Genomic DNA, 20,355 nt, shown 5'->3' with positions numbered 1-20,355 from the left:
AGGCATATAACATTTCTGTAACATACAATTAATAAATGTGTAATCGAACTGTAACAATATAGGAGAAAATTTACATCGTTTTTTAACAAGTAAAATCTAATATTGAAACATGAGAAAAAGTTTGATTGCTTTATTGCTCTTATCTCTATGGTTTTTTAATGCAAATGCTCAGGAAGCAACTGTCAACGAAAAGCTAACTGAAGTAAATGACAAAGTAGAAGGATTGATTGAACGGCTCGCAAATGATGAAGCTGATCTATCGAAACTTACCAAGATTAAAGTTTCAGGTTATATGCAGGCACAGTATCAACATTTTGAAAGTCTGAACGCTCAGCCTACAAATTATCTTTCTCTACGACGTGCCAGATTAAAATTCACTTATCAGGCAGCCGACGGAGTGAAATTTCTGTTGCAACCTGATTTTTTACCAGGCTCAGTTTCTTTACGCGAGGCCTATGTTGTTTTAAACGACCGCTGGACTAAATCGTTTAGCCTGTGGATGGGTAAATTTAATCGCCCGAACTACGAAGTTGAGTACTCATCGGGTCAGCTTGAAAACCTTGAACGTTCATTAATCATTCGCACTTTATATCCAGGCGAATACGCACTTGGAGCTAAACTCGAATATAATCCTGAAAATACCCCGGTTCATGTGCAACTGGCTTTGCTGAATGGTAATGATGGGTTAACCATTGCCAACAACGCAGGAACAAACCTGAACAGCAATGAGAACAAAGATTTTGATAACTATAAGGACGTCATGATTCGCGCTACTTACAACTTAAGTTTAGGAAGTTTCGGCGGACTTGATTTTGGTGCCAGCGGCTACTTCGGATCATTAAAATCGAATGCCCTGAAGACTTTAAGCAGCGACTATACTACCATTAAAGATATTAATGTTGGCGATGCCGTTCAAAGGAATTGGTTTGGTGGCGAGTTCCAGTTGTTTGCTGACGTTTTAGGTGGAATGTCGTTGAAAGGCGAATACCTTGCCGGAAAAAATGCTTCAATTGGTTATTCTCCGGTTGCTGCATCAGGAACAACAGCCGCTATTCCGGGAGTTGCCAATTTTCAGAATAATTTCTCCGGATATTACCTCTACTGGATTAAGAATCTGGGTAATAAAAACCAGTTTTCGTTCCGTTACGACTACTACGATCCGAATACCGACATTACCGGTAAGGATGTTACCATTGCAAAATACACTTCGGCTGATGCTACTACTTTAAAAAACAGGGTAAGTGGTAAAAGCGACCTGGCTACTACAACTTTCGGTTTTGCATTACATCACTATTTCGACGACAACATCCGCATTTCGTTAAACTACGACATTGTAAATAATGAAAAAGTGAGCGCTGCCGGACTACTGACCGAAAACTATACCAAAGCTGATGGAACTGTTGTAAAAAACGGACTCGACTACAGCAAGAATGTTAACAACAACGTTTTGACGTTTAGAATTCAGGCTAAATTTTAATTGAAAATTATAACAATATTAAAAACAGAAGAAAATGAAAACATTGAATATTAAAAAGTTTGCAATAATCGCCATTTTATTGGGTATGGTAGGTTTCGCTTTCGCACCTGCCAGCAATAAAATTGTAGTAAAGGGTTCTGATACCTTGGTTATTCTTGCTCAGAAATGGGCCGAAGTTTACATGAAAAGCAATCCAAACACAGCCATTCAGGTAACCGGAGGTGGTTCCGGAGTTGGAATCTCGGCTTTAATTAATGGAGCTACCGACATTGCCAATGCCAGCCGTAAAATGAAAGCATCGGAAAAAGACAAATTGAAAGCCAGATACAATACGCTTGGTGTTGAAGTCGCCTGTGCTAAAGACGGAATCACCGTTTACCTGAATCCTTCGAACAAGGTAAAAGAATTGACCATTAAACAATTGGGCGACATGTTCAGTGGCAAAATCACAAACTGGAAACAAGTTGGTGGCGCTGATGCTGACATTAAACTGTATGGTCGCGAAAACAGCTCAGGTACTTATGTTTTCTTTCAGGAAAACGTGGTGAAAGGCGATTATGCTTCAAATTGCCAGACCTTGCCAGGAACTGCTGCTGTGGTAAATGCAGTGAAGAAAGATCCAAACGGAATCGGTTACGGTGGAGCAGCTTATGCCGAAGGCATTGAAATCTGTAAAGTAAAAAAGGATGAAAACAGCCCGGCGTATGCAGCCAATGCCGAAACAATCAAAAACGGCCAGTATCCAATTAGCCGCTACTTATTTATGTATCTGAAAAACAAGCCAACTGGAGAACTCAAAAAATACATTGACTGGATTTTAAGTCCTGAAGGTCAAAAAATGGTTGTTGAAGTTGGTTATTTCCCGGTAAAATAAAAAAGCATCTAAATACTCGATTACCTAAGTTCCTAAGTTTTTTCTTAGGAACTTAGGTATAGTGTGTTTTTTGAACTACATCTTCGATTTATGACAAAAAAAACCAAAAAGGGGAAAAAATCAACGGAAAATAGTTCTGGCCTGATCGACATTACCCAACGAAAATTCAGGTGGAGCGATTATCTGGCCGAGAAAATAATCAAAGGGGTTGCTTATTTGTCAATCACGATCGTTGTCCTGATTTTCATTTTTGTATTCAGGGAATCCCTCCCAATTTTCAAGTCAGGAAAAGCGCCTGCAAAAATTGAAGCCTCGGCTGAAGCGCAGGAAACGTACGGTGATGTAACCGATCAGTCGAACGCTCCGGATGTTCAGGAAACATATGGAGAGGTGACAGATAAATCGAACGCTCCGGATGTTCAGGAGACTTACGGGGAAGTGACAGACCAATCAGCGGACAGCAACGTTCAGGAAACTTATGGTGAAGTGACCGATAAGTCATCTCAATCTGCTGATTCTGATAAAAGCTATACCGTTAGCGCCGGAAGTGGTTTCGACGACAATCGGAGCGCGCTCAAATCGTTGTTGACTAAAGACTGGGTGCCAGTTTCGGAAAATCCCCGTTATGGGATTATCGCTCTAATAATAGGAACATTTAAGATTACCATTATTTCCATTTTATTTGCCGCACCCATTGCTATTCTGGCCGCATTGTACACCGCGTCGTTTGCAAGCCGGCGGATGAAAGAAATTATAAAACCAACCATCGAACTGCTGGCCGGATTTCCGTCAGTAGTGATTGGTTTTTTTGCCTTGATGGTGCTGGCTTCTTTTCTGCAAAGTATGTTTCATTACGATACCCGCCTAAACTCGTTTGTTGGAGGTATTGCGATGGGTATTGCAGCTATCCCGATTATTTTCACCATTACCGAAGATGCGCTTACCGCCGTTCCGAAAACGTTTAACGAAGCCAGCCTGGCCTTGGGAGCCTCCAAATGGCAGACTGCATTTTTTGTCATTCTACCGGCAGCTACTCCCGGAATTTTTGCCGCGGTACTTCTTGGAATTGGCCGCGTTTTTGGCGAAACCATGATTGCCTTAATGGCAACCGGTAATGCAGCACTAATGGGTTTAAATCCGTTCGAATCGGTTCGCACACTAGCAGCCACCATTGGCGCCGAAATGGCCGAAGTGGTTTTTGGCGATACCCATTACAATGTGCTCTTTCTCATCGGATCGTTGTTGTTCATCTTCACTTTTATCCTGAATGCCATTGCTGAATTCTACGTGAAAGGAAAATTAATGAAAAGAATACAGGGAAAATGATCAAGAGCTTCAAAAATAATATCAAAGGTATTCTGATCGAAGGGCTCACGCTTTCATCAGCCTTACTGATTATTGCCATTATCGTTGTGATGATCGCCGTAATTGTCATCGGTGGAAAAGACCAGATCTCGTGGGAATTCCTGACCAGTTTCCCTGAAGATGGAATGACCAAAGGGGGAATCTTTCCGGCGATATACGGAACAGCTTTGCTGGTTGTAATCATGTCGGTTGCCGCCGTTCCGTTCGGTACAATTACTGCCATATATCTCACCGAATATGCCAACGAAAATGCCATTATTGCAAAGGTTATTCGTTTTGCTGTGCGCACGCTGGCTGTAATTCCATCCATCATTTACGGTCTGTTCGGACTGGGCTTCTTTATCAAGTTTGTAGGCGTAGAAATGGACAATACCTTTATGGGCGGCCAGTTAAAATGGGGACAACCCAATATTCTCTGGGCCAGTTTAACCATGGCGCTACTCACTTTGCCAGTTGTCATCGTTTCGGTTGAAGAAGCCTTGAAAACGGTTCCAAAAGATTTACGTGCGGCTAGCCTGGCGTTGGGAGCTACCAAATGGCAAACCATCTGGAAAGTCGTTCTTCCGGGTTCTATTTCAGGAATTATGACCGGAACTATTTTGGCCGTTAGCCGCGGGGCTGGCGAAGTTGCTCCAATTCTTTTCACCGGGGTTGCCTATTATGTTGCAACACTTCCCGCCTCATTTAGCGACCAGTTTATGGTTTTAGGATACCACATTTATGTAATGACAACGCAATCGGCCAATGTCGATCAGACACTGCCCATACAATTTGGAACTACGTTAGTTCTTTTGGCGCTTACATTTATCCTGAATATTTCAGCCATTGTTTTACGATACCGAATCAGACAGAAAAAATCAAATTAATATGACTGTTGAAAAAATACTTACCGAGAACATGGATCTTTATTACGGAGCAAAACAGGCTCTGAAAAAAATTTCCATTCAAATCCCGGAGAAAAAGGTGACTGCTTTTATTGGCCCGTCAGGATGTGGGAAATCGACATTCCTCAGAAGCTTAAACCGCATGAATGACCTGATTGACGGCGTGAAAATTGAAGGAAATATACTGATTGACGGCATAAATATTTACGACCATAACATTGACGTGGTCACCCTCCGGAAAAAGGTGGGAATGGTATTCCAGAAATCGAACCCATTTGCAAAATCGATATACGAAAACATTGCATATGGCCCGCGTATCAATGGCCTGAAGGATAAAAAGCAACTCGATGAAATTGTTGAAACAGCGCTGAAAAATGCCGCCATTTGGGACGAAGTGAAAGACCGTTTGGGCGATTCAGCCCTGGGACTATCCGGAGGACAGCAGCAAAGGCTTTGCATTGCGCGAACTTTGGCTGTTAATCCTGAAATCGTGTTGATGGACGAGCCGGCCAGTGCGCTCGATCCGTTATCAACTTCGAAAATTGAAGAGCTGATCGTTCAACTGAAAGAAAAATACACCATTGTAATCGTAACTCACAACATGCAGCAGGCTGCGCGAATCAGCGATAACACCGCTTTTTTCTATCTGGGCGAACTGATTGAATACGATAAAACCAAGAAGCTATTTACCAATCCGGATAAGAAACAAACCGAGGATTACATCACTGGAAGGTTTGGTTGAAAAAACGGCCCCTCTAAATCTCCCCGAAGGGGAGACTTTTGAAAAGCCCCATCCCCAGTTTTATCCAAAGAAGAAGGGAGTTTGGGTATCAAGGGTTGGTGGTATATGTTTTGCGGAATAGATAATTTCGAATTTATAGTAAAAACTTAATAAATGCCGGTTCTTTAAGCCCCCTCTTTCGGAGGGGGTTTGGGGGAGGCCTCCTCTTATGGAAAACAGAATATTCGATTCGGAGCTTGAGAAGCTGGAGCACAAGGTGGTGCAAATGTGTTCTCAGGTGAATCAACAAATAAATGATGCGCTTACCGCATTGAAAGAATATGACTTGAAGCTGGCTAAAAAAGTGATCAACGATGATAATGCGGTTGATACCCTTGATGTAAAAATTGACAGGTTGTGCCAGAAGATTTTTGCCTTGCAACAACCCGTTGCATCCGACCTGCGCTATATTCTTTCGGCACTCAAAATCAACAATGATCTGGAAAGGGTTGGAGACCATGCCGTAAGCATTGCCAAGCGAATTGAACCCCTCGAAGATTACCGCCAACTGGTAGCCGACCTGGGTGTTGAGAATGTTAGCGAAATAACCACATTGCTTTTTGCCGATGTTGTGGAATTGGTTAAAACACACGATCTGGAATACTGCCAGAAAATTTATCGTCGTTCGGCTTTATTAAAAGAAGGTTGCGAAACCATCGCTGCAAAAATTCTTTCAGAAATGATGCACAAATCGGAAGTCGTGGTGGTGGCCTCCAACATTTTGATCATCGTTAACCTCATTGAGCGTATTGCCAGCTACTCCAACAACATTGCCGAGTCGATTACCTTTGTGGTTGAAGGTGAAATCGTGAAGCACAAGAAGAATATCCAGTAATAAATTTGTTTCAGTTCCGTTATCAGAATCAGCAATATCGGTTTGGAGCTGCTTTTAAGTTTGAATTGTGTGATACAAGTCATATTTAACCATCTTCGGGCTGAGTAATATTGCGCCAAAATTTTACTGATATGAGAAAGATGCTTCAGGGACGGTTATCCATTTTTAAATTCGAAAGTTTTAAGAAGTATAAAAATATTACCCATTTTGTTACTACAAAAGAAGGTTGGGTATCGGGTAATAAGCCACGTTTTACGGGCGATTCTGAATCCATTTACGCTGGATTTCGCAAAGAATTGGCTGTTTCGTGCGAATCAGATGTTAGTCAGTTTGTTTTTCCCCGTCAAACGCATTCCGATCGGGTTGTTGTTGTTTCCACCGAAAATTATAAAAATACAATTGACGATACTGATGCGTTAATCACCAACGAACCAGGATTGTTTGTTTGTGTTCAAACGGCCGATTGTGTACCAATCTTGCTATTCGATCCGCAGAACAATGTAGTCGCAGCAATTCATGCCGGTTGGAAAGGAACAATCTCGAAAATCGCAAAGAAAACCGTTCAGCAGATGACCGAAACATTTGGATGCAATCCGGATGACATTGTTGCCGGAATCGGGCCTTCCATTCACATGCATGCTTACGAAGTTGGGCCGGAAGTGGTGTCGGTTGTTGAAGCTAATTTCACCAATTCTTCTGCATTACTCAAGCCTTCGATGAATGAAGGAAGAGCATACTTCGATCTGTGGGAGGCCAATCAAACCGTACTGATGGAATCGGGTATTTCAGAAAAAAATATTGAACTGATGGGGCTTTGTTCATTCGAACAGGCCGATTTGTTTTATTCGGCCCGCCGCGATGGAGCCGACACCGGAAGAATGGTAAGTGGAATCAAACTTCGTTGATGCAGGTTTGTCACTTTTAAAAATAGCTAACAAAAATAAAACAGGAGGTGTTCTTACTTAGAACACCTCCTGTTTTTATAAAGCGGAAGAGCTTATTTACCGCAAGGTCTGTAAATTGCTCCAGTTGCAAAGTCAACAACTGCTCCCGGCCAAAACAATAAAATATCGGCCACTAAAGCAACTCCCCTGACTGACCTGGCTGGTTGACCAGCCGCAGGTTTTGTTTTTTGACAGGCAGAAACCTGGCCACCAAAAACAGTAGCACAACTCGATAAAGTAGCTGCAATTACGACCAATGCCAATACATTATAAAATTTCTTTTTCATTTGAAGTGTGTTAAAGATTATATTTGATTTTTATTGCTATAATTTGTGAATAGCCGTTTTTGAAATCCAATCGTGAAGACCGTTCACCGAGAATAAATACGATAAAATATCGATTGGAATAAATCTCATGAGCGTTCGTCCTAAGATCTGAATAAAAAAGTTGTTTCGATTTCCGGTTTGTGACTCAACTATTGTTTTTGTAAACATCTTGCCAATGGTTTGTCCTTTGAAGTATTCGAACAAGAAGTAATAAAGAAAATATCCAGCGATTGAAATCCATTTCGCATTTTCCTGGTTTATCTGGGTTCTGAATGTCACCAAAAACAGGATCATCAAAAGCAGGTAGATTCCTGTGTCAATTATAAAATTGATTAATCGTAAAGTTTTGTTAATCATCACTGTATTTGATCGATTTATAACCTAACAAATACCAAAAACTGGAATTTATCGAGGCTTTTCGTTCTTATTAAACCATGGCTAAGATAGCGTAACTTATCAATAATCCGCAATGGTTAAGTTAGAAAATTAGTGATTTAGAATGAGTATGAATTGAATAATTCTCTAAGGATTAGCGCTAAAAAACCTTTCAGGATCGCATACCTGAAAGGTTCAAACTAACACAAGTACAAAACCAACTCACAAGATCAATAGGAGTTATTTATTGTATTTGAACTGGATATGTAAATCGTTTTCCGCCAGCATAAAGAACTGCTTCATATTTTCCCTTATCAAGTTTTGAAAGGTTCAAGGCTTCCTGCAGATTGAATTGCCTACCAATATTTTTAGTATAAATTATATCGTTATTTTTAAAAAAATGAAGTGTTATGTCTTCTTTGGTGAAATTCAAATACGTACATCTCAAAATGCCGGGTTCGTATCCAAATACGGGTTCGAGAGTTGTTTTTTCTTCGCCTACTTTGATTATTCGATGTGACTTTTCAAATTGGCGCTCTGTTGTAATATCATTACTTACAACAGTAAGTTTGTATAATCCATCTTCAAGAAACGAGAAGTCAAAAACTTTACGATAATTTTCTTCTGCATTCGAGTTTTCCTTGAAATAAATTATTTTACCATTTTCATCAGCAATCGTGATGTTGAAGTCACTGTTTGAGATAGAAGAGATGGTAACTACTGCTTTTTCGGCGTTTACTGGAAGCATGTTTACTTTCAGGTTTCCCGCCGCAAATAAGGTGTTCGCAAATGCTACAAGAGCGAACAAAAATGTAACTTTTAACATTGTTTTCATGGTGTTCTGTTTTTTGTTTTCTGAACTGTTTAATTGTTTTCAACGATTGAGTTGTTTTGTTATTGACATTATGCCAGTATAATGCCAGAGATACAAATGTTAATAAATCAGCCATATACAGATTTTGGCACACTCTGATGACGTCAAATAATTTTACACTTATTGTCTGTTTTATTTACAGTCGAACCACTCGCCGTTTCGTTTGTCCGTATTCTCAGCATGATGTTTTCGATCGAATAGGCCTAATTGATGCACCCTGCCAACATACATTTGTTCGGAGATAAATCCGGCAGATAAAAAACCTTTCAGGATCGCACACCTGAAAGGTTTAAACTAACACAAGTACAAAACCAACTCACAAGATCAATAGGAGTTATTTATTGTATTTGAACTGGATATGTAAATCGTTTTCCGCCCGCATAAAGAACTGCTTCATATTTTCCCTTATCGAGTTTCGAAAGGTTCAATGCTTCCTGTAGATTGAATTGCCTACCAATATTTTTTGTATAAATTATCTCGTTATTTTTAAAAAAATGAAGTGTTATGTCTTCTTTGGTGAAATTCAAATACGTACATCTCAAAATGCCGTTTTCGTATCCAAATACGGGTTCGAGAGTTGTTTTTTCTTCGCCTACTTTTATTATTCGATGTGACTTTTCAAATTGGCGCTCTGTTGTAATATCGTTGCTTACAACAGTAAGTTTGTATAATCCATCTTCAAGGAACGAGAAGTCAAAAACTTTACGATAATTTTCTTCTGCATTCGAGTTTTCCTTGAAATAAATTATTTTACCATTTTCATCAGCAATCGTGATGTTGAAGTCACTGTTTGAGATAGAAGAGATGGTAACTACTGCTTTTTCGGCGTTTACTGGAAGCATGTTTACTTTCAGGTTTCCCGCCGCAAATAAGGTGTTCGCAAATGCTACAAGAGCGAACAAAAATGTAACTTTTAACATTGTTTTCATGGTGTTCTGTTTTTTGTTTTCTGAACTGTTTAATTGTTTTCAACGATTGAGTTGTTTTGTTATTGACATTATGCCAGTATAATGCCAGAGATACAAATGTTAATAAATCAGCCACATACAGATTTAGGCACACTCTGATGACGTCAAATAATTTTACACTTATTGTCTGTTTTATTTACAGTCGAACCACTCGCCGTTTCGTTTGTCCGTATTTTCAGCATGATGTTTTCGATCGAATAGGCCTAATTGATGCACCCTGCCAACATACATTTGTTCGGAGATAAATCCGGCAGATAAAAAACCTTTCAGGATCGCACACCTGAAAGGTTTAAACTAACACAAGTACAAAACCAACTCACAAGATCAATAGGAGTTATTTATTGTATTTGAACTGGATATGTAAATCGTTTACCGCCTGCATAAAGAACTGCTTCATATTTACCCTTATCGAGTTTTGAAAGGTCCAAGGCTTGTTGAATACTGAAATCTCGACCGACATTTCTATCGTAGATTCGTTCATTGTTTTTGTAGAAGTAAATAGTTATATCTTCCTTGTTGAAATTAAGGAAAGAACATCTCAAAATGCCAGCTTCGTATCCGAAGAACGGTTCAAGCATTGTTTTTTCTTCGCCCACTTCGATTTTTCCATGCGATTTGTTAAACTGACGTTCGGCAGTTAAATTGTCGCTGACTACCGTTAATTTGTATGCTCCATCGTCAAGATCCGAGAAGTTAAAAACTTTACGGTAATTTTCTCCGTTATTCGAGTTTTCCCTGTAATAAATAATCTGTCCATTTTCATCAGCAATGGTAAGGTTAAAATTGCTGTCGCTGAGCGTTGAGACGGCTACTACTGCTTTTTCTGAATCTACAGGAAGAATGTTTACTTTCAGGTTTCCTGCTGCAAATAAGGTGTTCGCAAATGCTACAAGAGCGAACAAAAATGTAACTTTTAACATTGTTTTCATGGTGTTCTGTTTTTGAATTGTTTAATTGTTTTGAATTGTTTAAATCGATTGACCCACATGGCTTTAGGTCGTTTCTATTATCTTTTTATTTGTTTCTGTTAGGGCAAAGTATCTCTGGTCGGCAATAAACCGACACTTCTGAATAAAATAAATCTGAACTCTGGAACTTTAGTTATCTGCTATGAACATCACCACCGCTCGACTCGTTGATGTCTTTGGTTTTTGGATTTCCGGAGTAGTAAATATCGCCTCCGCTGCTGGCACTGGCATCAAGTTTCTCAGTCACATTTACTTTGATGTCCGATCCGCTCGAAGTGCTGGCGTTACAGTTTTTCGACTGTAGGTCGCTGGCATCGATATCGCTCCCACTTGAGGCGCTAACCTCCAAGTCGGTTGCAGTACCTTTCAACGAAATATCAGATCCGCTGCTCGACCCAACGCTCAAATTGCTTACTTCAAGTTCAAGTTTGACGTCCGATCCGCTACTGGCATCCAAATTCAGTTTATCTAGTTTTAAGCGTCCTTCCGAAATTACATCAGAACCTGCTGAAGCTTGCAGTTTATCGAGGGTTTTAAATGACACGTAAACTTTGCGTGGTCTGGTGTCCCATTTCATGTTAAACCACGATTTTTCCTTGATGTAAATTTTAAGGATTCCGCCTTCAACTTCAGTAATAATTTTGTCCAAATCTTCCGATTGGGCTTCAACGGCAACTTCTTCGACAGATTTCTGGGTCAGGAATAAATCGATTCCGCTCGATACCGAAACGCCGTGAAATCCAGTGATCTGGCGTGTCTGACGGCCAGCATTAACGCCTGTTGCCTGCACGCAGGCTGCAACGAAGAGAAAGAATGTAATTAGTTTAATTGTTTTCATGTGCTTTGTGTTTCTATAGTTTCTGTTGTTTCAATTGTCTCAATTGTTTGGCTCTGAAGCAGATTGCGGGTTTACTTTTTGTGGATATTTCCGCCTGAAGAAGTATTTACATCGGTTTCGGTTGGTTCACCAAAGTACACTACATTACCACCGCTCGAAGCTTTTGCTTCCAATCTTCCATTCACCGTTGACGAAACATTACCTCCGCTCGAAGCTCTCATTTTGCAATTATCGGCCTTCAGTTCTTCGCCTTTCAAGTTTGCTCCTGAAGATGTTTCCAGGTCAGCTTCTTTGGCCAGGCCCGAAAGTTTAATGTTTGCTCCGGATGAACAATCGGCTTTCAGGTATTTGGCATTTACGTCCATGGTGAGGTTTGCTCCCGACGAGGCACTCAGTTCAAGGTTTTCAGCCATGATCTGATTCTGCGACCAAACATTCGATCCGGATGAGGTTTTTACGCCCGAAAGTTTTTCGACAGTAACCATTACCTTTTTTTCTTTTGCCCAACGAACATTTTCGTTGACATATACTTTCAAAATGCCACCTTCTACCTTGGTTTCAATCACTTCGTGCAGATTGTTATCAGCAATTACAACAACTTTTTCAGGGCTTCCCTGCGTAACGTAAACATTCATTCCACGACTTACCTGAATTTGATCGAACTCGCCAACTTGCCGGACTTCTTCGGTCACATTTCCGTTGCCTTTAACAGAAGGCCCCATGAACCAACAAGATGAAAGAAATAAGGTTAAGAATGCAAAGATTCCGATCAATTGAATGTGTTTCGTTTTCATAGTTTGATTGTTTTAATTGAATAGACGCATGAAAGTTGATTTCGTTACCAAAATTAGGAAGGTGGGATCAGAAAAAATCAGTTTTTTCGTTGAATGGCCCCTTTTTACCGGTGAAGACAAAATATTCAGCACTGAAGACAAAATGAAGAATTATCTGTGGTTGTAAAGTGACTAATTTTTAGATTTAGTAACTTATCCAAAAAAAATGATCCGATGAATTAACCTCATCGGATCATTAAAGATGTAAAAATTCTATTCATCCGATGAACTCCAGTCATCGGATGAATTATGCCTTAATTGGCAGTCTTGCGCTCAATTTCTCTTAGGTTGTCCATTTTTTTCTTCTGGAGAAAGCCTTTGATATCATACAGGTGTTCTTTGATTTGTTTGTTGCCAAATTCGTAAACTTTTTCAGCAAGTCCATCGAGGAAATCGCGATCGTGCGAAACGAGAATAATCGTTCCATCGAAATCTTTCAGTGCACTTTTCAGAATGTCTTTGGTGCGCATATCCAGGTGATTGGTTGGCTCATCGAGAATGAGCAAATTAACCGGTTCGAGCAGCAATTTAATCATTGCCAGTCGGGTACGTTCGCCACCTGAAAGCACCTTGACTTTTTTCGAAATGTTGTCGCCACTAAACATGAATGCACCCAGCATGTCTTTAATTTTTGTCCGGATATCGCCCACCGCAACATCATCAATCGTTTGAAATACGGTTAGGTCTTCGTTGAGCAACGAAGCCTGATTTTGTGCAAAATAGCCTATCAAGGCATTGTGCCCGAGTGTCATCTTGCCTTCGAAATCAATTTCGTTCATAATGGCTTTTATCAAAGTAGACTTTCCTTCACCATTTTTACCAACAAAAGCCACTTTTTGGCCACGCTCAATCGTCAACGAAGCATTTTTGAATACGACATGATCGCCGTACCTTTTAGTCAAATCTTCAACAATAACCGGATAATTTCCGGAGCGTGGAGAAGGTGGAAATTTCAGGCGCAGAGCTGATGTATCGACTTCATCCACTTCGACGATTTCAAGTTTTTCGAGCATTTTTACGCGCGATCCAACCTGAAGGGTTTTCGAATAAGTTCCTTTAAAGCGCTCAATGAACTCGGTTGTTTCAGCAATAAACCGTTGCTGTTCGTCGAACGCTTTTTGCTGTTGCTCGCGGCGTTCTTTGCGCAATTCGAGGTAATGCGAATAATTAACTTTGTAATCGTAAATACGGCCCATCGTCACTTCGATGGTGCGGGTGGTGATGTTGTCGACAAATGCCCTGTCATGCGAAATCACAATCACCGCCTTGGCGCTGTTGATCAGAAACTCTTCCAGCCACTGAATCGATTCAATATCCATGTGGTTGGTTGGCTCATCCAGTAAAATCAGATCTGGCTTTTGTAACAGAATTTTGGCCAGCTCAATGCGCATTCGCCATCCACCGCTGAATTCGCTGGTCGGGCGTGTAAAATCTTCGCGCATGAAACCGAGTCCCAACAGGATCTTTTCAACTTCAGCATCGAAATTAATTTCTTCAATCGAGTAGTATTTTTCGCTCAGCGTTGAAACGCGTTCAATCAAATCGGCATAATAATCCGATTCGTAATCAGTGCGAACGGTGAGTTCTTCATTCATGGCCGCAATCTCGCGTTCCATCTCAAAAATCCGGGCAAAAGCCTGAGATGCTTCTTCAAAAACAGTGCGGTTATCTTCGGTCAACAAATGCTGGGGCAAATAAGCAATCACGGCATCTTTGGGTGTCGAAATCCTTCCTTTATTGGGAGTTCGCTCTCCGGCGATTACTTTTAACAGAGTCGATTTCCCTGCTCCATTCTTTCCCATCAAGGCAATGCGGTCTTTTTCGTTAATCACAAACGAGACATCCGAAAAAAGCGCCGATCCGCTAAACTCCACCGTAACTCCGTCAACTGAAATCATTCTATCTTAATTTTTTAGAAGGCGCAAAGATAAACGTTTTGCCTTAAGTACAGTTTATACTTTTTTATCGCGGATAAAATCCACAATTTTTTAATATGCATCTGTAATCAATTCTAAAAAAGGATAGAAAAGAAAGAGACTATTTTTGACAATGATCATGCAGGTAAGAACAAGATAGCGGGGTGAACTTGTGTATACGATAGAACGAATAGTGCAGATAAATCTGGCAATTCTTAAAATTAGCTTAAATCTTCCTTCAGATCAAATTCGAATTAATCATTTTCTTTTTTTTTCTGTTGTATGTGCTTAATAGCTGGTTTTCAGCTTAAAAATCATTAACTTATAACACTGAAAATCAAATAACCCGAAAATCATGAGTAAAATACCCAAATTCGTGCTTCTGGTATATCTACTGGGTTGTTTCCACCCGGTAAAAGCACAACTACTTACCATTCAGGATGCCGTTGATCAGGCCATCAAAAACAATGCGCCGATCAATCAAATGCGTTCGCAACTGAATCAGAAAAAAGAGGAATGGCGCACCCAAACGGGCATCTCGGCTCCCGAATTCAGTTACATGAAAGAGGGAATCAACAACAAGGCTGCCGATCCTTTTCAGGAAAAACGAATGACTGTTTCGCAATCGATTGATTTTCCGCTAACTACTGCTTATCGGCTAAAAGGCATCCGCCAGGAAGAAAAGGCGATGGAATTCAGCATTCAGGAAGAAGAACGAAAAGTAAAAGCAAATGTGAAATCGCGCTATGTTGAAGTTATTTATGCACTTCACCTTCAGAAACTTCGCGACCAACAACTAAAGCTGGCCACAGAGTTATACAATGCCGTTTACACCCAGTTCGAAACCGGAATGGGAAATGGCATGGATTTAACCAAAGCTGAACTCCAGGTGGCCGAGTCGAACAATGATATCGACGATGCTCGCCGGCAGCTGCATCAGGCGCGTTATTCTCTTTTCAACCTAATGGGATTGCCTCCTGAAAATCAAAAATATACGATTGAGTTTATGGATTCGCTTAAAAGCAACGATGTGGCAATTTCGCAGATTACTGCACTATCGGTTTTAACAGAGCAGCCTTCCTATCAATCATCGATTAAAGAATTGGAAGCATCGGGTTATTTCCTGAAAGAAGCCAGAAGTAATATTTTGCCTGACATCCGATTCAATCTTTACAAGCAAGATTATGGAACAGGGTACAATTTTAACGGGTTCGAGCTTGGACTAAGTTTCCCGATCTGGTATCCGCTGGAGCAAAAAGGGAAAATAAGAATGAATCTGGCGCGTCAGGAAGAAATTCAGTGGAAACAAAAAGAAATCAGATCAGGCGTTAAAGAACAAATTGAACATGCCTGGCACAGTTACGAAGTAAGCCGCTCTACCATTAAACGATACGATGAAACCATACGCAGCAAAGCCGAAAAATTACAAGCTCTCACACTGAGTGCTTATAAGCTGGGCGAAGTTGACTTGCTAAACCTTATTCAGGCGCAGCAAATATACCTGAATAGCCAGCAAAGGTATTTGTCGGCTTTGCGCGAATTCTATATTCAACTCATTGAACTTGAAAAGTTCCTCAATAAGGAGCTTGTCTATTAATCTGTTAATATCCTGAAATTTAATTGTATGAAAACAAATCTATTCAATAAACAAATTACCCTGATTAGTCTTTTCCTTGTCGTTTTAGTTAGTATTTCCTCTTGTGGCAATAAAACAGAATCTGCACAAAAAGAAAAGTCAGGTACGGATACTCCGCCATCAGTCTCGAACGTCAAGCCTGAAAATCTAGTCAAACTTTCGGCAAAAGAGATGGGCGAATTGAAAATTCAGACCATCGCCGTTACCAGCAGTATGCAAAAATACAGCATTGCTGCACCTGGAGTTGTTTTTCCGGCTCCCAATCACATCAGCATTATAAGTACCCCAATCGACGGACGAATCAGCAAAATTCTGGTTCAGGAAGGACAATCGGTAAAAATAGGACAAGAGCTGTTTAGTATTGAGAGCCTCGAATTTGGAAACATGGTTTCAGAATTTCTTCAGGCCGTTTCGGAGGAAACTTTTCAGACATCGCGGTTACAGCGGCTCGAACAACTGGTTGAACAAACCATCAGCTCGAAAAGTGAACTTGATCGCGCCCGATCCGATTATCAGCGGTCAAAAACTTCTGTTATCGCGGCTGTTTCGAAACTAAAAGCCATCGGTGTACCCGATCAGGAGATCTCTGCGTTCAAAACAGTAGAGAGTATCGATCCAACTCTTAAAATTCATTCGCCAATCAACGGAATCATGGATCAGCGCTCCGTTGAACTTGGCCAATCGGTTAATGCACTCCAAAATCTGGCACGGGTTCTTGATATGAGCCATGTCCTGGTCCGTGGTTATGTTTCTCCCGAAGATGCCAGATATATTGTGGCCGGCGATTCGGTTAAAATCTCGCGACGTCAAAACGATTCGTTTGCCATGAAGTCGGTAGTTACCTCAATTAACCCGGGGCTGGACGAAAATAACCGTTCAGTGATTGTCAATGTGTTGTTGGCAACCGACCAAAGTTGGCCAAAACCTGGGGAAAACCTGCACCTTTCAATCATTACTTCGGCACCAGTTGAAGTGATTACAATTCCGATGGAAGCCTTAACCTATGAAGGCAACGACCCAATTGTTTTTGTTCAGATTACCGAATCGAACTTCGAAAAGCGAAAAGTTGAAGTCCCTGAATTTCGCGATAAATATGCTGTGGTAAAAAGCGGACTTGCAAAAAACGAAAAGATTGCTGTTAGCCAGGTTTTTAGTCTGAAAGCACTCTCCAGATTCGACAAAATTGCTGAAGAATAATCGAAAACTCACCCCAAGCCCTTAGTAAGGGCTTTTCCCCTCTCTTCAAGAAGAGAGGGGCAGAGTGAGCTTAGCGAACTCGGGGTGAGTCAAAATAAAGAAACAATAATTGTATCCGGAATTTTTAAACTTTTTCAAACTCACCAGAAACAATCGATTATGCTCAATCAAATTATAACATTTAGTGTCAGGCAAAAATTTGTCGCACTTTCGCTGGTACTTCTAATGGCCGCTGCGGGTTACTTTTCACTCATTCAACTGCCAATCAATTCGTTGCCCGATGTCACTCCTGTGCAGGTTTTGGTCATTACCAAAGCGGGTCGCTATTCGCCGTTCGACGTGGAAAAACTGGTAAGCTACCCCATTGAAACTGCCATGAATGGTTTACCGGGAGTAAAACAGGTTCGTTCAACTTCGCAATTTGGTTTGTCGGCTGTTACCATTGAATTTGAAGAAGCAACCGACATTTATTTTGCGCGCCAAATGGTTAGTCAACGGTTGCAATCCATCTCGTCTGATTTACCGCCCGATGTTTCATCGCCTCAATTGGGACCTATTTCAACGGCTTTGGGCGAAATTTATCAATATGCAGTTCGAGGCGAAAACAAATCACTCACCGAGCTGCGCGAAATTCAGGATTGGTTGATTGCCCCGCAATTGAAGGTTGTAAAAGGCGTGACTGAAATCAATTCGTTTGGAGGTTTTGTAAAACAATACGAAGTCGTAATTATTCCAGAGAAAATACGCACATACGGAATCGGAATAAAAGAGATAACCGAAGCAATTGCAAACAATAACAGTGTCTCCGGAGGAAATTACCTGGAGCATAATCGCGAACAATACATTATTCGCGGGTACGGACAAATTAACAAGGCGGAGGATATTCGGAATATTATCGTCAGAAATATTAACAACAAACCTGTATTTATTAAAGATGTTGCCGATGTAGTGGTTGGCACACAAATTCGGCAAGGTGGAGTTACCCGCGATGGGAAAGGAGAAATTGTAAGTGGAATTGTAATGATGCTTCGGGGAGGCAATGGCCGTGAAGTGATTTCGCAGATCGAAAAGAAAATTACAGAAATCAACAAGTCGCTTCCTGAAGGTGTGCAGATCGAGAAATTCTACGATCAGTCTGATTTGATCGACCGTACAACGGCAACCATTTCCACCAATCTGGTAGAAGGAGGTTTTCTGGTAATCGTGGTTTTGCTTCTCTTGCTAGGCGAAATCTCCGGAGCTATCATTGTGGCCATGGTCATTCCATTCTCGATGCTGTTTGCATTTATTGGGATGCGAGAGTTTGGGCTTGCGGCCAATCTGATGAGTTTGGGCGCCATCGACTTCGGAATGGTGGTTGACGGATCGGTGGTGATGGTCGAAAATATTGTGCACCGGATGCAGCAAAATAAGGATCAAAAATCGGATGATTTAGTTATTTCGGCAGCAAAACAAGTGGTTCGGCCCATCTTCTTTGGAGTCTTAATTATCCTGATGGTTTATGTTCCAATCATGACTTTCAGCGGAATGGAAGGAATTTTATACCGGCCAATGGCCATTACAGTTGCGGCGGCAGTTTTGGGTTCGTTGCTGTTGGCCCTGGTTTTTGTTCCGGCCATTTCATCCATTATTTTCAGTAAAGGCGTAAAAATGCGACGCAATTTTGTGATCGACTGGATCAAACCCAGATACAACAAAGGGTTGGAAACAAACATAGATAAACGCTGGCCGGTTACCATCGGTGCTGTAGTAATTTTTGGCCTTTCGATGATTGTGATGAGTCGTTTAGGAACGGAGTTTCTTCCTGAACTCGATGAAGGTTCTATTTTGGTTGAGCAGGTGAGAATGCCTTCGGTAACCTTAAAGGAGTCAATGGACAACGCGAACTGGTTAGCCGGGAAACTGATGGAAAACATTCCTGAAATTAAAACAGTGGTTCCGAAAACAGGTCGTTCCGATTTGGCCAACGACTGGATGGGCGTTCACCAAACTGATGTTTGGATTGTGCTTAAACCGGTTGACGAATGGAGAAAAGGGATTACAAAAGAAGACATCATTGCTCAAATTGAACCATTCCTGAAAACAGAACCCGGATTGGCTTACAATTTTACACAACCAATAGCCATGCGAGTCGATGAGTTAACCAGCGGCGTAAAATCGGATCTGGCAGTTAAAATTTATGGAGAAGATTTGGATAAGTTGAATCAAATCGGTGAGAGTATTTCAGGAATTGTTTCAGGGATGAATGGAACTGCAAACTTTTTTGTGGAGCAGCCTGTTGGACAACCCTATCTGACCATTGAAATTGATCGCGATGCGGTTGCTTCGTTTGGATTGAATGTGAACGATGTGCAGTCGGTCATTGAAGCCGGAATTGGCGGACAGGTTGCAGGACAATTGTATCAGGGGCAACGGCGGTTCGATATTCAGGTTCGGTATCCAATCGAATTCCGATCTGAATTGCAGAAAATTCAGGAAATACCGGTGCCACTTCCCAATGGCGAATTTATTCCGATCAAACGGGTAAGTCACATTGTTGCACAAGAAGGTCCACGCGAAATTCAGCGCGAAAATGGCTGGCGTCGGCTAATCGTGGGCATCAATATCAAGAATATTGACATTGGAACGTATGTTGCCAGCTTACAGTCGGAAATCGGCAAAAAAGCGAATGTGCCTTCTGGATATTTTCTGGAGTACGGCGGAACGTTTGAAAACCAGAAACGCGCCATGAACCACTTGCTGTTGGTTGTTCCGCTGTCACTTTTTATCATTGTTGGATTGCTGTATCTCAATTTTGGTAAGATGCGCTATGCTATCATCATTTTAATGAACTTGCCTTTTGCTCTTTCAGGAGGAATACTTTTGCTGTGGTTACGCGGCATGTATCTTTCGGTTTCGGCCAGCATTGGCTTTGTTGCTTTGTTTGGGGTAGCTGTACTTAATGGCATTGTGCTGCTCGACCACATCAACGAACTCCGGAAAGAAGGGATGCCTTTACGCAAAACCATTATCGACGGGGCAACCGACCGACTGCGTCCGGTTTTAATGACTGCACTGGTCGCTAGTTTGGGTTTCATCCCGATGGCTTTTAACTCAGGCCCTGGCTCCGAAGTTCAGCGCCCATTGGCTACCGTCGTAATTGGCGGACTGATTACATCAACATTCCTAACCTTACTGGTTTTACCAATAATATATTACTGGGTCGAAGGAAAGCGCGAAAAGAAATTAGCTCAAAAAGTTGTGGTGATTGAAGGTGAATAAAAT

General features: G+C 41.2%; 18 protein-coding genes. 10 read left to right on the top strand and 8 right to left on the bottom strand.

The window, feature by feature from the left end:
• Positions 1–109: 109 nt before the first annotated feature.
• From AQPE_RS11905 to pgeF, 7 genes are all read left to right on the top strand, one after another.
• Positions 110–1,477 (top strand): porin family protein, encoded by a 1,368-nt coding sequence (locus AQPE_RS11905; protein WP_318351284.1) that lies wholly within the window; start codon positions 110–112, stop codon positions 1,475–1,477.
• A 34-nt stretch (positions 1,478–1,511) separates the two neighbouring features.
• Entirely contained in the window at positions 1,512–2,351 is an 840-nt protein-coding gene (locus AQPE_RS11900; protein ID WP_318351283.1) for a phosphate ABC transporter substrate-binding protein, read from the top strand.
• Positions 2,352–2,441: 90 nt separating this feature from the next.
• Positions 2,442–3,677 carry a phosphate ABC transporter permease subunit PstC gene (pstC, locus tag AQPE_RS11895; RefSeq protein WP_318351282.1) on the top strand — a complete coding sequence of 412 codons (1,236 nt, stop codon included), beginning with the start codon at positions 2,442–2,444 and terminating at the stop codon, positions 3,675–3,677.
• Positions 3,674–4,582 (top strand): phosphate ABC transporter permease PstA, encoded by a 909-nt coding sequence (gene pstA, locus AQPE_RS11890; RefSeq protein WP_318351281.1) that lies wholly within the window; start codon positions 3,674–3,676, stop codon positions 4,580–4,582. Before pstC ends, pstA begins: the two co-directional genes overlap by 4 nt.
• A 1-nt stretch (position 4,583) precedes the next feature.
• Entirely contained in the window at positions 4,584–5,342 is a 759-nt protein-coding gene (gene pstB, locus AQPE_RS11885) for a phosphate ABC transporter ATP-binding protein PstB (protein ID WP_318351280.1), read from the top strand.
• A 208-nt stretch (positions 5,343–5,550) separates the two neighbouring features.
• Positions 5,551–6,216 carry a phosphate signaling complex protein PhoU gene (gene phoU, locus AQPE_RS11880; RefSeq protein ID WP_318351279.1) on the top strand — a complete coding sequence of 222 codons (666 nt, stop codon included), beginning with the start codon at positions 5,551–5,553 and terminating at the stop codon, positions 6,214–6,216.
• A 131-nt stretch (positions 6,217–6,347) separates the two neighbouring features.
• Positions 6,348–7,121, top strand: a complete 774-nt coding sequence (gene pgeF, locus AQPE_RS11875; RefSeq protein ID WP_318351278.1) for a peptidoglycan editing factor PgeF — start codon at positions 6,348–6,350, stop codon at positions 7,119–7,121.
• Between the two features lie 92 nt (positions 7,122–7,213).
• Here pgeF and AQPE_RS11870 read toward each other — a convergent pair whose 3' ends face one another.
• The 8 genes from AQPE_RS11870 to AQPE_RS11835 all read right to left on the bottom strand — a co-directional run bounded on the left by AQPE_RS11870 (position 7,214) and on the right by AQPE_RS11835 (position 14,240).
• Positions 7,214–7,447, bottom strand: coding sequence for a hypothetical protein (locus AQPE_RS11870; RefSeq protein ID WP_318351277.1), 234 nt, complete (start codon positions 7,445–7,447; stop codon positions 7,214–7,216).
• 36 nt (positions 7,448–7,483) lie between these two features.
• Positions 7,484–7,843, bottom strand: coding sequence for an RDD family protein (locus AQPE_RS11865; RefSeq protein WP_318351276.1), 360 nt, complete (start codon positions 7,841–7,843; stop codon positions 7,484–7,486).
• A gap of 262 nt (positions 7,844–8,105) precedes the next feature.
• Entirely contained in the window at positions 8,106–8,696 is a 591-nt protein-coding gene (locus AQPE_RS11860; protein WP_318351275.1) for a T9SS type A sorting domain-containing protein, read from the bottom strand.
• A gap of 377 nt (positions 8,697–9,073) precedes the next feature.
• Positions 9,074–9,664: a T9SS type A sorting domain-containing protein gene (locus AQPE_RS11855; RefSeq protein ID WP_318351274.1), complete on the bottom strand. Its 591-nt coding sequence runs from the start codon at positions 9,662–9,664 to the stop codon at positions 9,074–9,076.
• A 377-nt stretch (positions 9,665–10,041) separates the two neighbouring features.
• Positions 10,042–10,632, bottom strand: a complete 591-nt coding sequence (locus AQPE_RS11850; RefSeq protein ID WP_318351273.1) for a hypothetical protein — start codon at positions 10,630–10,632, stop codon at positions 10,042–10,044.
• Between the two features lie 172 nt (positions 10,633–10,804).
• On the bottom strand, positions 10,805–11,509 hold the full coding sequence (locus AQPE_RS11845) for a head GIN domain-containing protein (protein ID WP_318351272.1): 705 nt from the start codon (positions 11,507–11,509) through the stop codon (positions 10,805–10,807).
• A 71-nt stretch (positions 11,510–11,580) separates the two neighbouring features.
• Complete coding sequence (locus tag AQPE_RS11840) at positions 11,581–12,303, bottom strand: head GIN domain-containing protein (protein WP_318351271.1); 723 nt, start codon at positions 12,301–12,303, stop codon at positions 11,581–11,583.
• 293 nt (positions 12,304–12,596) lie between these two features.
• The gene (locus AQPE_RS11835) at positions 12,597–14,240 is read right to left on the bottom strand and encodes an ABC-F family ATP-binding cassette domain-containing protein (RefSeq protein ID WP_318351270.1); all 1,644 of its coding nucleotides are present in this window, start codon (positions 14,238–14,240) and stop codon (positions 12,597–12,599) included.
• Between the two features lie 373 nt (positions 14,241–14,613).
• Between AQPE_RS11835 and AQPE_RS11830 the strand changes: the two genes are divergently transcribed.
• From AQPE_RS11830 to AQPE_RS11820, 3 genes are all read left to right on the top strand, one after another.
• Positions 14,614–15,855: a TolC family protein gene (locus tag AQPE_RS11830; RefSeq protein ID WP_318351269.1), complete on the top strand. Its 1,242-nt coding sequence runs from the start codon at positions 14,614–14,616 to the stop codon at positions 15,853–15,855.
• Between the two features lie 27 nt (positions 15,856–15,882).
• Positions 15,883–17,091: an efflux RND transporter periplasmic adaptor subunit gene (locus AQPE_RS11825; protein ID WP_318351268.1), complete on the top strand. Its 1,209-nt coding sequence runs from the start codon at positions 15,883–15,885 to the stop codon at positions 17,089–17,091.
• Between the two features lie 159 nt (positions 17,092–17,250).
• Positions 17,251–20,352 carry an efflux RND transporter permease subunit gene (locus AQPE_RS11820; RefSeq protein ID WP_318351267.1) on the top strand — a complete coding sequence of 1,034 codons (3,102 nt, stop codon included), beginning with the start codon at positions 17,251–17,253 and terminating at the stop codon, positions 20,350–20,352.
• The last annotated feature ends 3 nt before the right edge of the window (positions 20,353–20,355 follow it).

This window comes from Aquipluma nitroreducens, from assembly GCF_009689585.1.
Taxonomy (GTDB): domain Bacteria; phylum Bacteroidota; class Bacteroidia; order Bacteroidales; family Prolixibacteraceae; genus Aquipluma; species Aquipluma nitroreducens.
The sequence above is the reverse complement of the archived record's forward strand: the minus strand, read 5'-3'. Positions and strand labels throughout refer to the sequence as shown.

Coding starts and splice junctions, on each gene's coding strand:
- AQPE_RS11900 (WP_318351283.1), top strand. CDS start 1,512: ATGAAAACATTGAATATTAAAAAGTTTGCAATAATCGCCATTTTATTG.
- AQPE_RS11850 (WP_318351273.1), bottom strand. CDS start 10,632: ATGAAAACAATGTTAAAAGTTACATTTTTGTTCGCTCTTGTAGCATTT.
- AQPE_RS11905 (WP_318351284.1), top strand. CDS start 110: ATGAGAAAAAGTTTGATTGCTTTATTGCTCTTATCTCTATGGTTTTTT.
- pstB (WP_318351280.1), top strand. CDS start 4,584: ATGACTGTTGAAAAAATACTTACCGAGAACATGGATCTTTATTACGGA.
- AQPE_RS11830 (WP_318351269.1), top strand. CDS start 14,614: ATGAGTAAAATACCCAAATTCGTGCTTCTGGTATATCTACTGGGTTGT.
- AQPE_RS11845 (WP_318351272.1), bottom strand. CDS start 11,509: ATGAAAACAATTAAACTAATTACATTCTTTCTCTTCGTTGCAGCCTGC.
- pstA (WP_318351281.1), top strand. CDS start 3,674: ATGATCAAGAGCTTCAAAAATAATATCAAAGGTATTCTGATCGAAGGG.
- AQPE_RS11835 (WP_318351270.1), bottom strand. CDS start 14,240: ATGATTTCAGTTGACGGAGTTACGGTGGAGTTTAGCGGATCGGCGCTT.
- AQPE_RS11865 (WP_318351276.1), bottom strand. CDS start 7,843: ATGATTAACAAAACTTTACGATTAATCAATTTTATAATTGACACAGGA.
- AQPE_RS11840 (WP_318351271.1), bottom strand. CDS start 12,303: ATGAAAACGAAACACATTCAATTGATCGGAATCTTTGCATTCTTAACC.
- AQPE_RS11870 (WP_318351277.1), bottom strand. CDS start 7,447: ATGAAAAAGAAATTTTATAATGTATTGGCATTGGTCGTAATTGCAGCT.
- pstC (WP_318351282.1), top strand. CDS start 2,442: ATGACAAAAAAAACCAAAAAGGGGAAAAAATCAACGGAAAATAGTTCT.
- AQPE_RS11820 (WP_318351267.1), top strand. CDS start 17,251: ATGCTCAATCAAATTATAACATTTAGTGTCAGGCAAAAATTTGTCGCA.
- pgeF (WP_318351278.1), top strand. CDS start 6,348: ATGAGAAAGATGCTTCAGGGACGGTTATCCATTTTTAAATTCGAAAGT.
- phoU (WP_318351279.1), top strand. CDS start 5,551: ATGGAAAACAGAATATTCGATTCGGAGCTTGAGAAGCTGGAGCACAAG.
- AQPE_RS11855 (WP_318351274.1), bottom strand. CDS start 9,664: ATGAAAACAATGTTAAAAGTTACATTTTTGTTCGCTCTTGTAGCATTT.
- AQPE_RS11860 (WP_318351275.1), bottom strand. CDS start 8,696: ATGAAAACAATGTTAAAAGTTACATTTTTGTTCGCTCTTGTAGCATTT.
- AQPE_RS11825 (WP_318351268.1), top strand. CDS start 15,883: ATGAAAACAAATCTATTCAATAAACAAATTACCCTGATTAGTCTTTTC.